Raw genomic sequence first — 13,327 nt, 5'->3', positions numbered from 1 at the left:
AGCGTCTTTCTATGCCAAAGACCCCTTGGCTTGTACGGACGATGCTAGGGCGATAGATTGAATAACTCAAATTCATAATTTTCATGCTTTGGATAACCAACAGGAATTCGAACCGTGGACCTGGCCAACCTCAGCGCCTTTATCGCCATTGCCGAAACCGGGAGCTTTTCCGGAGCCGGCGAACGTCTGTTCCTGACCCAGCCCGCCATCAGCAAACGCATCGCCGGGCTGGAGCAGCAACTGGATGTACGCCTGTTCGATCGCCTGGGCCGTGAAGTGACCCTTACCGAAGCTGGCCGGGCCCTGTTGCCGCGCGCCTATCAGATCCTCAACGTCCTCGATGATACTCGTCGCGCATTGACCAATTTGACCGGAGAGGTGACGGGGCGCCTGACGCTGGCCACCAGCCATCACATCGGTTTGCACCGCCTGCCCCCACTATTACGGGCTTTTACTCGACAGTACCCCTCGGTGGCGTTGGATATTCAGTTCCTCGATTCGGAAGCAGCCTACGATGAAATCCTCCATGGCCGCGCCGAAATTGCCGTCATCACCCTCGCGCCCGAGCCCCATCACCTGGTCAAGGCCGTGGCGGTGTGGGACGACGCCCTGGATTTCGTCGCCGCCCCCGAACACCCGCTGGCCAGCAACCAGCGGGTCAGCCTGGCCGACGTTGCGCGCCACCCAGCGGTGTTTCCCGGCGGCAATACCTTCACCCACCACATCGTCCAGCGCCTGTTCGAAAGCCAGGGCCTGGTGCCGAACATCGCCATGAGCACCAACTACCTGGAAACCATCAAGATGATGGTGTCGATCGGCCTGGCCTGGAGCGTGCTGCCACGTACTATGCTCGATGAGCAGGTTGCGCCCATCGCCCTGCCCGGCATACAGCTGTCACGCCAGCTAGGCTACATATTGCACACGGAGCGCACGCTATCGAATGCGGCCAGGGCCTTCATGGCGCTGCTCGACAGCCACGCCGGGGCTGCCTGACCGGTCGCAGGCACGGCATTTCTCTCCACAAGGACGCGTTTTCCGCCAAAGGTCTGGTATCGATGCCCAAATCAGCAAACCGCTTTCCGCGCCTGCCCCGTATTCCCGCGGCCGACCCCCAGGAGTCGGAACAGGCCTGGCAGAACGCTCCCCAGTTGCTGGCCGCGCTCAACGCCGCACGCCTGGGCGCCTGGCTGTGGGACATCGAGAGTGGCCGGGTGAGCTGGTCGCGGGGCACCCAGGCACTGTTCGGCTTCGACCCGCAACGCCCGCTGCCCAACGACGTCGACTACCTCGACCTGCTGCCCGAGGAGGACCGCGCGCGCGCACGCCAGGCGTTCCAGGCCGTGGTCAACGGCGAACCGGTCGAGCAGGCCATGCGCCATCGCATCCGCTGGCCCGATGGCAGCGTGCACTGGCTGGAGATCAACGGCAGCCTGACCCACGACCCCCATGGCCGGCCGCAGATGATCGGGGTGATCCGCGAGATCACCCGCCAGCGCGAGCGGGAAACCGCACTGATCAATTCGGAGAAGCGCTTCGCCACCCTGTTCCATCTCAGCCCCAATGCCATTCTCCTGACCCGCCGCCACGACGGCCTGATCATCGAAGTCAACCAGCATTTCGAGCACATGTTTGGCTGGCCAGGCGCTCAAGTGGTTGGCAAGACCAGCGTGGAACTGGGCCTGTGGGTCAACCCCGAGCAACGTCACCAGGTGCTGGACGCCACCCGCACAGGTAGCGGCCCGTTGACCCTCGAGGTGCAGTTCCGCGCTACCAACGGCAAGATCCACGATGGCATTCTCTGCACCCAGGGCATCGAGCTCGAAGGCGTCACCTACCTGATCAGCACCTTCGTCGACACCACCGAGCGCAAACGCGCCGAACAGGCGCTCAAGGACAGTCAGGAGCGCCTCGACCTGGCCCTGGACTCGGCCCAGCTGGGTACCTGGGACTGGCACATCCCCAGCGGCATGCTCTACGGCTCGGCCCGCGCCGCGCAACTGCACGGGCTGGACCCGGTGCCCTTCCACGAATCGTTCGAGGCCTTTTTCGAAGGTGTGCCCGAGCATGAGCGCAGCGTCATGCGCCAGGCCTACCGCAGCCTGCGCGAAGGGCCGGCCGGCAACTACCAGATCACCTACCGGGTGCAACTCGACAACGGCGCCTCGCGCTACATCGAAAGCCGCGCCCGCCTGTACCGCGACGACCAGGGCAACCCGCTGCGTATGGCCGGCACCCTGCTCGACATCACCGACCAGGTGGAGCGCGAGCAGCGCCTGACGGCCTCGGAGGAAAAGTTCGCCAGCCTGTTCCAGGTCAGCCCCGACCCGATCTGCGTGACCCGGCAGGACAGTGGCCAGTTCATCGAGATCAACCCGGCGTTCAGCCAGACCTTCGGCTGGGCCCCGGAGCAGATCCTCGGCCACACCGCCGAGGAAATCGGCCTGTGGGCCGAGTCGGCCGAACGCGCCCAACGCATCGAACGGGTGATCCGCGACCAGGCCTTGAGCAATGTGGCGGTGGTGGTCAACCACCGCAACGGCACGCCGCTGACCTGCGTGATCTCCAGCCGCCTGATCAGCGTCGACAGCCAGCCATGCAGCGTCACCACCCTGCGCGACATCACCCAGCAGCAGCGCGCCGAGGCGGCGCTCAAGGCCAGCGAGGAGAAATTCGCCAAGGCGTTCCATTCCAGCCCCGACGCCATCACCATCACCGAGCGCCACAGCGGGCGCTATGTGGAGGTCAACGACGGTTTCAGCCGGTTGACCGGCTACAGCCCCGAAGAGGTGGTCGGCCGCACAGTCTACGAAATCGGCATCTGGGCCGACGAGAAGCAGCGCGCCGCCCTGCTCAACGAGCTGCACGAGCGCGGCCGGGTGCATCACCGGGAGATGCTGGGCCGCAACAAGCGCGGCGACATCCTTACCGTGGAAGTGTCGGTGGAGCCGATCAGCCTCAACGAAACCGACTGCCTGCTGCTTACCGCCCGCGATGTCAGCCTGCTGAAGAACGCCCAGGCGCAGATCCGCCACCTGGCGTACCACGATCCGCTGACCAACCTGCCCAACCGCGCCCTGCTGATGGACCGCCTGAGCCAGCAGATCGCCCTGCTCAAGCGCCACAACCTGCGCGGCGCCCTGCTGTTCCTCGACCTGGACCACTTCAAGCACATCAACGACTCGCTCGGCCACCCGGTGGGCGACACGGTACTGAAGATCATTACTGCCCGTCTCGAGGCCAGCGTGCGGCTGGAGGACACTGTGGCGCGGTTGGGCGGCGACGAGTTCGTGGTGCTGCTCAGCGGCCTGGAAGGCAGCCGCGAGCAGGTGGAAAACAAGGTTCGCGAACTGGCCGACACCCTGCGCGAGCTGCTGGCCGAACCGATGTCGCTGGACGGCCAGCGCCTGCAGGTCACGCCGAGCATCGGCGTGGCGTTGATACCCGACCATGGCGCCACACCCGCCGACCTGCTCAAGCGTGCCGACATCGCCCTGTACCGAGCCAAGGACTCCGGGCGCAACACTACGCAGTTGTTCCACACCACCATGCAGAAGGCCGCCAGCGAGCGCCTGCGCATGGAGAGCGACCTGCGCCTGGCCCTGGCCCGCGGTGAACTGGCCCTGCACTTCCAACCCCAGGTCGACGCCCGCGACAACCGTATCGTCGGCGCCGAAGTCCTGCTGCGCTGGCATCACCCGCAACTGGGCCAGCAGCCTCCGGCGCAGTTCATCCAGGTTCTGGAAGAAAGTGGCCTGATCCTCGAGGTCGGCAGCTGGATCCTCGACGAAGCCTGCGACGCCTGCGCGCGCATGCTCGCAGACGGGCTGATCGACGCCGACGACTTCAGCCTGTGCGTCAACATCAGCCCACGGCAGTTCCGCCAGAACGACTTCGTCGAGCGGGTGCTGCGCAGCCTCGACGACTACCGCCTGCCCCGGCGCATGCTCACACTGGAGATCACCGAAGGCATCGTCATCCAGAACCTCGAGGACACCATCAGCAAGATGCGCGAACTCAAGCACCACGGCGTCAGCTTCGCCATGGACGACTTCGGCACGGGCTATTCGTCGCTCACCTACCTAAAGCGTCTGCCGGTGGATGCGTTGAAGATCGACCAGACCTTCGTACGCGACGCACCGGTCGACCCCAACGACGCCGAGATCGTCCGCGCCATTGTCGCCATGGCCCGCAGCCTGGAGCTGGCGGTGATTGCCGAGGGCGTGGAACTGACCGAGCAACTGGAGTTCCTCGAGCGGCTGGGTTGCCATCTGTACCAGGGCTATCTGCACAGCCGACCACTGCCGTTACCGGAGTTTCGCCAGATACTGCTGGAGGCACCGGCGGATTACTGAGGCGCAAACCCGGCTGGAGGCGCCGCAGAATGCAAAAAGGGCACCCGAAGGTGCCCTTTCTTCACTGCGCTGAAATCAGTTCAACGCCGGTTTGTCGCCGTTGATCGGGATACGCTTGGCCTTGGCTTCTTCCGGCACGATGCGCAGCAGTTCGATGCTGAGCAGGCCATTGGCCAGGCCCGCGCCCTTGACCTCGATGTGGTCGGCCAGGCGGAACGACAGCTTGAAGGCGCGCTGGGCGATGCCCTGGTGCAGGAAGGTGACGCCTTCGCTGCTGCCGTCGCGCTTGCCGCCGGTCACGGTGAGAACGCCTTTTTCGACCTGCAGGTCGAGGTCCTGCTCTTGGAAGCCGGCGGCGGCGACCACGATGCGGTAGTGGTCATCGCCATGCTTTTCCACGTTGTAGGGTGGGTAGCTGCTACCCGCCTCGTTACGGGCGGCGGCTTCGAACAGGTCGTTGAAGCGGTCGAAACCGACGGAGTTGCGGAAAAGTGGTGCGAGAGAGAAAGCGGTAGTCATGGTCATGAACTCCTGAGATTCAGCAAGTTAAGTCACTACGCGACCCGACTTCGGCATCGCGTACTCAAGAGATATGTCCTGGCGAAGAGCTTTCAAGGGCTGGCATGAAAAAATTTGCGACCAAGCCGGCTCAGGCAACACAAGCCTCGACAGCGTGGATTTCCATCCCCAGCAACCGGCTGATCCGCTGACAGTCATCCTCACGACGTAGCTCGGCAAACAGCGTCACCGCTTCGGGGTAGCCGCGGGTCAGCATCGCCAGCCACTGTTTCATCCGCCCCGGGGCGTAGCGTGGCGACAGCTTGTCCTGGGCCTGGCGCCAGAACTCGCGCAGCAGCGGCAGCAGTTCTTCCCAGCTCATCGGCTGGTACTCGACGCCATCGCGGGCCGCAGCGATCTGCAGGGCCAGGTCCGGGCGCGACACCAGCCCACGCCCCAGCATGATGTCTTTCGCACCGCTGACCTCGCGACAACGCCGCCAGTCATCGACGGTCCAGATCTCGCCATTGGCGAACACTGGCACCTTGACCACATCCTGCACCCGCGCCACCCATTCCCAGTGGGCCGGCGGCTTGTAGCCCTCTACCTTGGTCCGCGCATGCACCACCAGGTGTGCCGAGCCGCCCTCGGCCAGTGCCGTGGCGCAGTCCAGCGCGCCGTCGGGGCTGTCGTAGCCCAGGCGCATCTTCGAGGTCACCGGGATATGCGCCGGCACCGCTCGGCGTACTTCGCGGACGATGGCATGCAACAGCTCCGGCTCCTTGAGCAGCACCGCCCCGCCCCGCGACTTGTTGACGGTCTTGGCCGGGCAGCCGAAGTTCAGGTCGATCACCGGCGCGCCAAGCTCGCAGGCCAGCGCCGCGTTCTCGGCCAGACATACCGGGTCGGAGCCGAGCAATTGCACACGCATCGGCACCCCGGCGGCGGTGCGGGCGCCCTGGCGCAGCTCCGGCGCCAGCTTTTCGAACGAAGAGGCCGGCAGCAGGCGGTCGCAGACACGAATGAATTCGGTGACGCACCAATCGATACCACCCACACGGGTCAGGACGTCGCGCAGGATGTTGTCGACCAGCCCCTCCATGGGGGCCAGGGCAATTTGCATTTCAGGGTCTCGCCATGAAAAAGGCGGCAGTCTAGCAAACTTCCGCCAGCCGTCAGCTGCCGGTCAGCGCCGGGCCGTAGCCGTCGATGAATTCCGCCGGCATGCGCCTGGGCTTGCCGCTGGACAGCTCGATGCAGGCAAAGGTCGTCTGCGCCCGCAGCAAGGTCACGCCGTCGCTCGGGCGCTTGAGCTGGAAGCGCCGGGTCATGCGCAGGCGCTGGTCCCAGTCGATGATCCAGGTGGCCAGTTGCAGCTCGTCGTCCTCATAGGCGGCGGCGAGGTAGTCGATCTCATGGCGGACCACCGCCATCGCCCGGTCCAGCCGGCGATACTCGGCCAGGTCCAGCCCCAGGCGCTGGGAGTGGCGCCAGGCGCAGCGCTCCAGCCAGGTGACGTAGACGGCGTTGTTGGCGTGGCCGAGGCCGTCGATATCCTCGTTGCCAACGCGAAGGTCGATGATGAATGGTGCCGCCAGATCCCAGCTCATGCCTGCTCCTGATTTTCAGTGAACGGGCAGAGTGTACCGGATGCTCAGGCGCTTTGCCGCGCCCGCTCGGTGGAGCGTGCGAGCAGCTCGATCACCGCCTGGCCCAGGCGCGGATCGGCTAGCACCCGCTGATGGCCGCCCTCCTCGAGCAGCAGCAGGCGGCTATCGAACCAAGCCTGGTGAATCAGCGGTGCCTCGCTGGCGAGCACTACGGGATCGTCCTCGGCATGCACCACCAGGCCCGGCACATCCAGTTGATAGGCACTGACATCCAGGCGCGCCACCTGGACGCCGACATCGCGCTCCACCTGGCGGATAAACGCCGCTCGGGCACGGGCCGGCAACCCAAGCCGCCGGGCAAAGCCCCGCAGCACGCCGAGCAAGCGGGCCGGGGCGGCAATACTCACCGCCGCATCGGTGCGCAGCCCCCACTGCAGCGCCAGCAACAGGCTTGCGCCCCCCATCGAGTGTCCGATCACCGCGCGCAGTGGCGGCAGTTCGGCGGCGGCCTCGAGCAACGCGCGGGCAAACGCCACCACATGCGCTTGCTCGCCCGGCGAGCGCCCGTGTGCCGGCCCTTCCAGCGACACCACGGTATGGCCGCTGTCCACCAGCCGCTCGATCAGTGCCGCGAACTGGGTGGGGCGACCTTCCCAGCCATGCATCAGCAATACCGTCGGCCCCTGCCCCCAGCGCAATGCCGACAACCCGAAGCGCAAGGTGATGCGCTCGGCCCTGGCCAGCAGCGGCAGTTCCCATGGCTTGGGCGGCAGGTTGCGCGGGGTCATGAAGGCGCGGCGCATCTTGCCGGCAACATGTTCAGGGGCCAGGTGGCCGAGGGTGCCATTGACGCCACGAATCCAGCTCAGGGTAGTCATCGCCTTGCTCCAGGGTCAGGTTGCTCAGATCACCGCCGACTTGGCGGCACGCAGTATCCGGTCGGACAGCTCGCCATCGCCCAGGGCGCGGGCCACGGCGAGGCCGCCAACCATCAGGGCGAAATCGGCGAGAGCCTTGTCGATGTCCTCGGGGCGGTCGACCATTTGCGCGGTCATCAGCTCGATGTGTTCGGCCAGCACGTCACGGAAGGCGTCCGGCAGGCGCTGCATTTCGCTCAGCGCATTGGGAATCGGGCAGGCCTGCACCTCGGCATCGCGGTGCTTGCGCGACAGGTAGAAGGCCGCGACCAAGGCACGCCGCTCAGTACCGTCAAGGGCTGGATCAAGCTGGGCGAGCAAGGCACGGCGTTCGGCTAGCAGCTGGCTGAAGGCTTCGAGCATGAGCTCGTCCTTGCTGTCGAAGTGGGCATAGAAGCCGCCGACCGTCAGCCCCGCGGCGCCCATGACCTGGCTGACGCTCGGATCGGCCGGTCCCTGCTGGACCAGTGCGCTGCGCGCCGCATCGAGGATGCGTTGGCGGGTCTTGCTCTTCTTGTCGCTCATGGCTCACCTCTAAATATTATGATTAACATATTATGCTCATAATATTTTCTGGCAAGCGGAATCTGTGGCCATTGATCGGCACAGCTGGACTTTTTCGGAGAGCGGAAAAAACAAAAGGCCCATTCAATAAGCGAATGAGCCTTATAAGTCCTGCAAAACGCAGGTAAAAAATTGGCGTCCCCTAGGGGACTCGAACCCCTGTTACCGCCGTGAAAGGGCGGTGTCCTAGGCCACTAGACGAAGGGGACTTTAACCTTCGTGCCGACCCGCTGTTGCGAATCGTGGCGAATTGGTGGAGCTAAGCGGGATCGAACCGCTGACCTCCTGCATGCCATGCAGGCGCTCTCCCAGCTGAGCTATAGCCCCGAGTAAAACAAAAGACTCATCGATCTGGATGATGAGCCTTTCAACTCCCGCAAAACGCGGGTAAAAGTGGCGTCCCCTAGGGGACTCGAACCCCTGTTACCGCCGTGAAAGGGCGGTGTCCTAGGCCACTAGACGAAGGGGACGTAACCTTCGTGCCGATCCGCTCTCGCGAATCGCGGCAAAATTGGTGGAGCTAAGCGGGATCGAACCGCTGACCTCCTGCATGCCATGCAGGCGCTCTCCCAGCTGAGCTATAGCCCCGGATTTCTAGCCTCTCGGCCCAGCGACATCATGCAACATCGCTTGTGCAAAACTGGCGTCCCCTAGGGGACTCGAACCCCTGTTACCGCCGTGAAAGGGCGGTGTCCTAGGCCACTAGACGAAGGGGACGAACCTTCTTACCTTCAAGACCCGTTCGCTGGAACCGGTCTTGCCTGACGGCCTTGGCCATCAAGCGGAATTTGGTGGAGCTAAGCGGGATCGAACCGCTGACCTCCTGCATGCCATGCAGGCGCTCTCCCAGCTGAGCTATAGCCCCACAATGTCGCTTTGAACCGAAGCGCTGGCTGGGTGCCTGGCGTTTCGTTTTCGTTCATCGCTGTGGACGGGGCGCATATTAAGATCGGATTGCAAGGCTGTCAAACGAATTTTCGAAAATATTCAAAAATTTTTTCACAGATAACAATCACTTACCGCCCTGCCCTGCCCCTCTGCGAGGAGTGCGGCCCGTGGGAGCGGGCTTGCCCCGCGATGGCGGTCATGAATCCGACATCGCAATCGCGGGGCAAATCGGGTCGCCGCATCGCCGCTCCCACGTGGCTGGAAAGCAATCAGGCGATGTTCGCCAGCAGCTTTTCCCACTCCTTGTTTTCCTTCTTCGACACGCCGCCGAGCAGGTCGATGGCCTGGCGCAGACGGTAGCGGGTCAGGTCGGGGCCGAGGATTTCCATGGCGTCGAGCACCGACACCGAGCTGGCCTGGCCGGTGATGGCGGCGAACATCAGCGGCATGGCGTCGCGCAACTTGAGCTCCAGCGACTCGACCACGGCCTGGATGCAGGCGGTGATGCGGTCCTTTTCCCACTGGCGCAGGCTTTCCAGCTTCCACAGGATCAGCTGCATCACCTGGCGTACCTGGTCGGCCGACAGTTTCTTGCTCTCGAACAGCTTGGCATCGAGCTTCAGTGCGCCTTCAAAGAAGAAGCCACCCAGCGGGGCAACCTGGCTGAAGGTTTCGACCCGCCCCTGAACATGCGGGGCGATCTTCATCATGTAGTCGCTGTTGAACGCCCACTTCTGCACGCGCGCGGCGAACTCTTCCACCGGCAGTTCACGCAGCCATTGGCCGTTGAGCCACGACAGTTTCTCGATATCGAAAATCGGCCCGCCCAGAGAGATGCGCGACAGGTCGAAGTGCTCGACCATCTCGGCCAGCGAGAACTTCTCGCGCTCGTCCGGCATCGACCAGCCCATGCGCCCCAAGTAGTTGAGCATGGCTTCGGGCATGAAGCCCATGCGCTCGTAGAAGGTCACCGAGGTCGGGTTCTTGCGCTTGGACAGCTTGCTCTTGTCCGGGTTGCGCAGCAGCGGCATGTAGCACAGCTTGGGCTGCTCCCAGCCGAAGTACTCGTACAGCTTGATCAGCTTGGGCGCCGATGGCAGCCACTCTTCACCACGCAGCACATGGGTGATGCCCATCAGGTGGTCGTCGACCACATTGGCCAGGAAGTACGTCGGCAGGCCGTCGTTCTTCATCAGCACCTGCATGTCCATGCGATCCCATGGAATCTCGACATCGCCACGCAGCATGTCCGGGACCACGCAGATGCCTTCGCTCGGCACCTTCATGCGAATCACGTGGGGCTCGCCAGCGGCCAGACGGCGCTGCACTTCCTCGTCGCTCAGCAGCAGCGCGCGGCCGTCATAGCGCGGGGTTTCGCCGCGAGCCATCTGCTCGGCACGCATCTGCTCCAGCTCTTCGGCGGTGCAGAAGCAGTAGAAGGCATGGCCTGCATCGACCAGCTCCTTGGCATATCTGGCGTAGATCTCGCCGCGCTCGCTCTGCCGGTACGGGCCATGCGGGCCGCCGACGTCCGGGCCTTCGTTCCATTCGATGCCGAGCCAGCGCAGTGCGTCGAAGATCTGCTGCTCCGACTCACGGGTGGAGCGCAACTGGTCGGTGTCTTCGATACGCAGGATGAACTCACCGCCATGCTGCTTGGCGAAGCAGTAGTTGAACAGGGCGATGTAGGCGGTGCCGACATGGGGGTCGCCGGTGGGCGATGGCGCAATACGCGTGCGAACGGTGGTCATTGAGAGTCTCGAACGAAGAGAAACAAAGGCGCGATGTTAGCAGGGAGCGGGCATCGGGCTCCAGCAATGGCGCTATCGTCACTTGTGACCTTGCCATCGGCCGCTGTTAAATTTACTTACACTTTTGCAATGAATGCCCCCATGCCTAGCCCACTGAAACGTCGCTTGCTGGTCTTCATCACCCTGGTGCTGCTGGTCGGCCTCGCCTTCCTGGCCCACTGGTACTTCAAGGGACGCTTCTACGAGAGCACCGACAACGCCTATGTGCAGGGCGAGATCACGCGTATCTCCAGCCAGCTGGGGGCGCGTATCGACGAGGTGCGCGTCGAGGACAACCAGCACGTGAGCAAAGGCGACGTGCTGGTGCGCCTGGAGGCCGCCGACTTCGAGCTGGCCGTCGAGCGTGCTCGCGCCGCCCTGGCCAGCCGGGAAGCCGAACTCGCCCAGGCGCGCAGCCGCCTGACCCAGCAAGGCAGCCTGATCGCGGCGGGCCAGGCCCAGGTTGCCGCCAACCAGGCCACCCTCGACCGCTCGCAACTGGACCTCAACCGCGCCCAGGCCCTGCGCAAACCTGGGTTCGTCTCCGAAGAGCGAGTGACAACCCTGTCGGCCGAAAGCCATGTCGCCCGCTCCCAGGTGGACAAGGCCCAGGCCGACCTCAAGGGCCAGCGCCAACAGGTCGACGCCCTGGCCGCCGAACTCAAGCGCCTCGACGCGCAGATCGCCAATGCCCACGCCGACCTGGCCCAGGCCGAGCTGAACCTGACCCGCTGCGCGATCCACGCGCCGATCAGCGGCACCATCGGCCAGCGCAACGCACGCAACGGCCAGGTGGTGCAGGCCGGCGCCTACCTGCTGTCTATCGTCCCCGACGAAGACATCTGGGTACAGGCCAACTTCAAGGAAACCCAGATCGGCAGGATGCACCCCGGGCAACGCGCCGAGCTGGTGTTCGACAGCTACCCCGATACACCGGTCGAAGGCCGTATCGACAGCCTGTTCGCCGCCTCCGGCGCGCAGTTCAGCCTGCTGCCGCCGGACAACGCCACCGGCAACTTCACCAAGGTCGTACAGCGCCTTCCGGTCAAGCTGACCTTCGCCGCGGACAACCCCCTGCACGGTCGCATCCGTCCAGGCATGTCGGTTACCGTCACCGTCGACCTGCGTGGCGAAGACGACGACCAGCATGGCCGGTGACGCGCTGCTGCGCCCCACCGCCGAGCCGACCCGGCGCGACTGGATCGCGGTGATGAGCGTGATGCTCGGCGCCTTCATGGCGGTGCTGGACATCCAGATCACCAACTCCTCGCTCAAGGACATCCAGGGCGCGCTGTCGGCGACCCTGGAGGAAGGCTCGTGGATCTCCACCTCCTACTTGGTGGCCGAGATCATCATGATCCCGCTGACCGCCTGGTTGGTGCAGCTGCTCTCGGCCCGACGCCTGGCGGTGTGGGTGTCGCTGGGCTTTCTGCTGTCGTCACTGCTGTGCTCGATGGCCTGGAACCTAGAGAGCATGATCGTGTTCCGCGCCCTGCAGGGCTTCACCGGCGGCGCGCTGATCCCGCTGGCCTTCACCCTGACGCTCATCAAACTGCCCGAGCACCACCGCGCCAAGGGCATGGCCATGTTCGCCATGACCGCCACCTTCGCCCCGTCCATCGGCCCGGCCCTGGGCGGCTGGCTGACCGAGAACTGGGGCTGGGAATACATCTTCTACATCAACATCCCGCCGGGGCTGCTGATGATCGCCGGGCTGCTCTACGGGCTGGAGAAGAAGGAAGCCCACTGGGAGCTGCTCAAGAGCACCGACTACGCCGGCATCGTCACCCTCGGCCTGGGCCTGGGTTGCCTGCAGGTGTTTCTCGAGGAAGGCCATCGCAAGGACTGGCTGGAGTCGGGCCTGATCGTCAGCCTGGGCACCGTCGCCCTGCTCGCCCTGATCCTGTTCGTGATCCTGCAGTTCTCCCGGCCGCACCCGTTGATCAACCTGCGCATCCTCGGCAACCGCAACTTCGGCCTGTCGAGCATCGCCAGCCTGGGCATGGGTGTCGGCCTATATGGCTCGATCTACCTGCTGCCGCTCTACCTGGCGCAGGTGCAGGGCTATAACGCCCTGCAGATCGGCAAGGTGATCATGTGGATGGGCGTACCGCAGCTGTTCCTGATCCCGCTGGTACCGCAACTGATGAAGGTGATCCCGCCGAAGGTGCTGTGCGCCCTGGGCTTCTGCCTGTTCGGCGCGGCCAGTTTCGGCTCCGGCGTGCTCAACCCGGATTTTGCCGGCCCGCAGTTCAACCAGATCCAGGTGATCCGCGCCCTCGGCCAGCCGATGATCATGGTGACCATCTCGCTGATCGCCACCGCCTACATCCAGCCGCAGGACGCAGGGTCGGCTTCGAGCCTGTTCAATATCCTGCGCAACCTGGGAGGCGCCATCGGCATCGCCCTGCTGGCGACGCTACTGGATGCGCGGACCAAGGTGTACTTCGACTATTTGCGCGAGGCGGTGGTGCCGAACAATCCGCAGGTCGCCGAACGCCTGGCGCAACTGGCCGAACGCCTGGGCAGCGACAATGCGGCACTGGGCAAACTGTCCGAGATCACCCACCAGCAGGCCTTGATCATGGCCTACAACGATGCCTTCCACTTTGTCGGCGTCGGCCTGGTGGTGAGCATGCTGGCAGTGCTGTTGACGCGCAAGCTGCCACAGGGGTTGAAGGCCGGGGAAGCACATTGAGGGGGCGCTA

10 protein-coding genes and 6 tRNA genes are annotated in these 13,327 nt (G+C 64.3%); 4 read left to right on the top strand and 12 right to left on the bottom strand.

The genetic code is table 11. The features are described 5' to 3' along the window. Positions 1-114 precede the first annotated feature (114 nt). Both LOY42_RS07985 and LOY42_RS07980 read left to right on the top strand, forming a co-directional pair. The gene (locus tag LOY42_RS07985) at positions 115-993 is read left to right on the top strand and encodes a LysR family transcriptional regulator (RefSeq protein WP_139669641.1); all 879 of its coding nucleotides are present in this window, start codon (positions 115-117) and stop codon (positions 991-993) included. A gap of 62 nt (positions 994-1,055) precedes the next feature. Then, positions 1,056-4,352 (top strand): PAS domain S-box protein, encoded by a 3,297-nt coding sequence (locus LOY42_RS07980; RefSeq protein WP_258600209.1) that lies wholly within the window; start codon positions 1,056-1,058, stop codon positions 4,350-4,352. A 75-nt stretch (positions 4,353-4,427) separates the two neighbouring features. Here LOY42_RS07980 and LOY42_RS07975 read toward each other — a convergent pair whose 3' ends face one another. The 12 genes from LOY42_RS07975 to gltX all read right to left on the bottom strand — a co-directional run bounded on the left by LOY42_RS07975 (position 4,428) and on the right by gltX (position 10,580). Beyond that, complete coding sequence (locus LOY42_RS07975; RefSeq protein ID WP_031315058.1) at positions 4,428-4,871, bottom strand: Hsp20 family protein; 444 nt, start codon at positions 4,869-4,871, stop codon at positions 4,428-4,430. 130 nt (positions 4,872-5,001) lie between these two features. Then, complete coding sequence (locus tag LOY42_RS07970; protein WP_139669637.1) at positions 5,002-5,973, bottom strand: tRNA-dihydrouridine synthase; 972 nt, start codon at positions 5,971-5,973, stop codon at positions 5,002-5,004. 52 nt (positions 5,974-6,025) lie between these two features. Beyond that, a complete protein-coding gene (locus LOY42_RS07965) occupies positions 6,026-6,460 on the bottom strand; it encodes a thioesterase family protein (protein ID WP_102685391.1) in 435 nt (144 codons plus the stop codon). A 44-nt stretch (positions 6,461-6,504) separates the two neighbouring features. After that, positions 6,505-7,338 (bottom strand): alpha/beta fold hydrolase, encoded by an 834-nt coding sequence (locus LOY42_RS07960; RefSeq protein WP_102685390.1) that lies wholly within the window; start codon positions 7,336-7,338, stop codon positions 6,505-6,507. A 24-nt stretch (positions 7,339-7,362) separates the two neighbouring features. Beyond that, positions 7,363-7,902 carry a TetR/AcrR family transcriptional regulator gene (locus LOY42_RS07955; RefSeq protein ID WP_102685389.1) on the bottom strand — a complete coding sequence of 180 codons (540 nt, stop codon included), beginning with the start codon at positions 7,900-7,902 and terminating at the stop codon, positions 7,363-7,365. 172 nt (positions 7,903-8,074) lie between these two features. Next, positions 8,075-8,150, bottom strand: a tRNA-Glu gene (locus tag LOY42_RS07950). Positions 8,151-8,192: 42 nt separating this feature from the next. After that, positions 8,193-8,268 (bottom strand) — tRNA-Ala (locus LOY42_RS07945). Between the two features lie 67 nt (positions 8,269-8,335). Next, positions 8,336-8,411: transfer RNA gene (locus tag LOY42_RS07940), tRNA-Glu, on the bottom strand. Positions 8,412-8,453: 42 nt separating this feature from the next. Then, positions 8,454-8,529 (bottom strand) — tRNA-Ala (locus tag LOY42_RS07935). A 53-nt stretch (positions 8,530-8,582) separates the two neighbouring features. Then, positions 8,583-8,658: transfer RNA gene (locus tag LOY42_RS07930), tRNA-Glu, on the bottom strand. A gap of 72 nt (positions 8,659-8,730) precedes the next feature. Further along, a tRNA-Ala gene (locus tag LOY42_RS07925) sits at positions 8,731-8,806 on the bottom strand. 292 nt (positions 8,807-9,098) lie between these two features. Then, positions 9,099-10,580: a glutamate--tRNA ligase gene (gene gltX, locus LOY42_RS07920; RefSeq protein WP_046854712.1), complete on the bottom strand. Its 1,482-nt coding sequence runs from the start codon at positions 10,578-10,580 to the stop codon at positions 9,099-9,101. Between the two features lie 141 nt (positions 10,581-10,721). On the opposite strand from gltX, the gene LOY42_RS07915 reads away from it, so the two are divergent. Further along, complete coding sequence (locus tag LOY42_RS07915) at positions 10,722-11,777, top strand: HlyD family secretion protein (protein ID WP_139673245.1); 1,056 nt, start codon at positions 10,722-10,724, stop codon at positions 11,775-11,777. 49 nt (positions 11,778-11,826) lie between these two features. Beyond that, a complete protein-coding gene (locus LOY42_RS07910) occupies positions 11,827-13,317 on the top strand; it encodes an MDR family MFS transporter (RefSeq protein ID WP_173862485.1) in 1,491 nt (496 codons plus the stop codon). Positions 13,318-13,327: the final 10 nt, after the last annotated feature.

The organism is Pseudomonas sp. B21-023, assembly GCF_024749165.1.
Classification (GTDB): Bacteria; Pseudomonadota; Gammaproteobacteria; order Pseudomonadales; family Pseudomonadaceae; genus Aquipseudomonas.
This window is presented reverse-complemented; position numbering and strand designations above follow the sequence as displayed.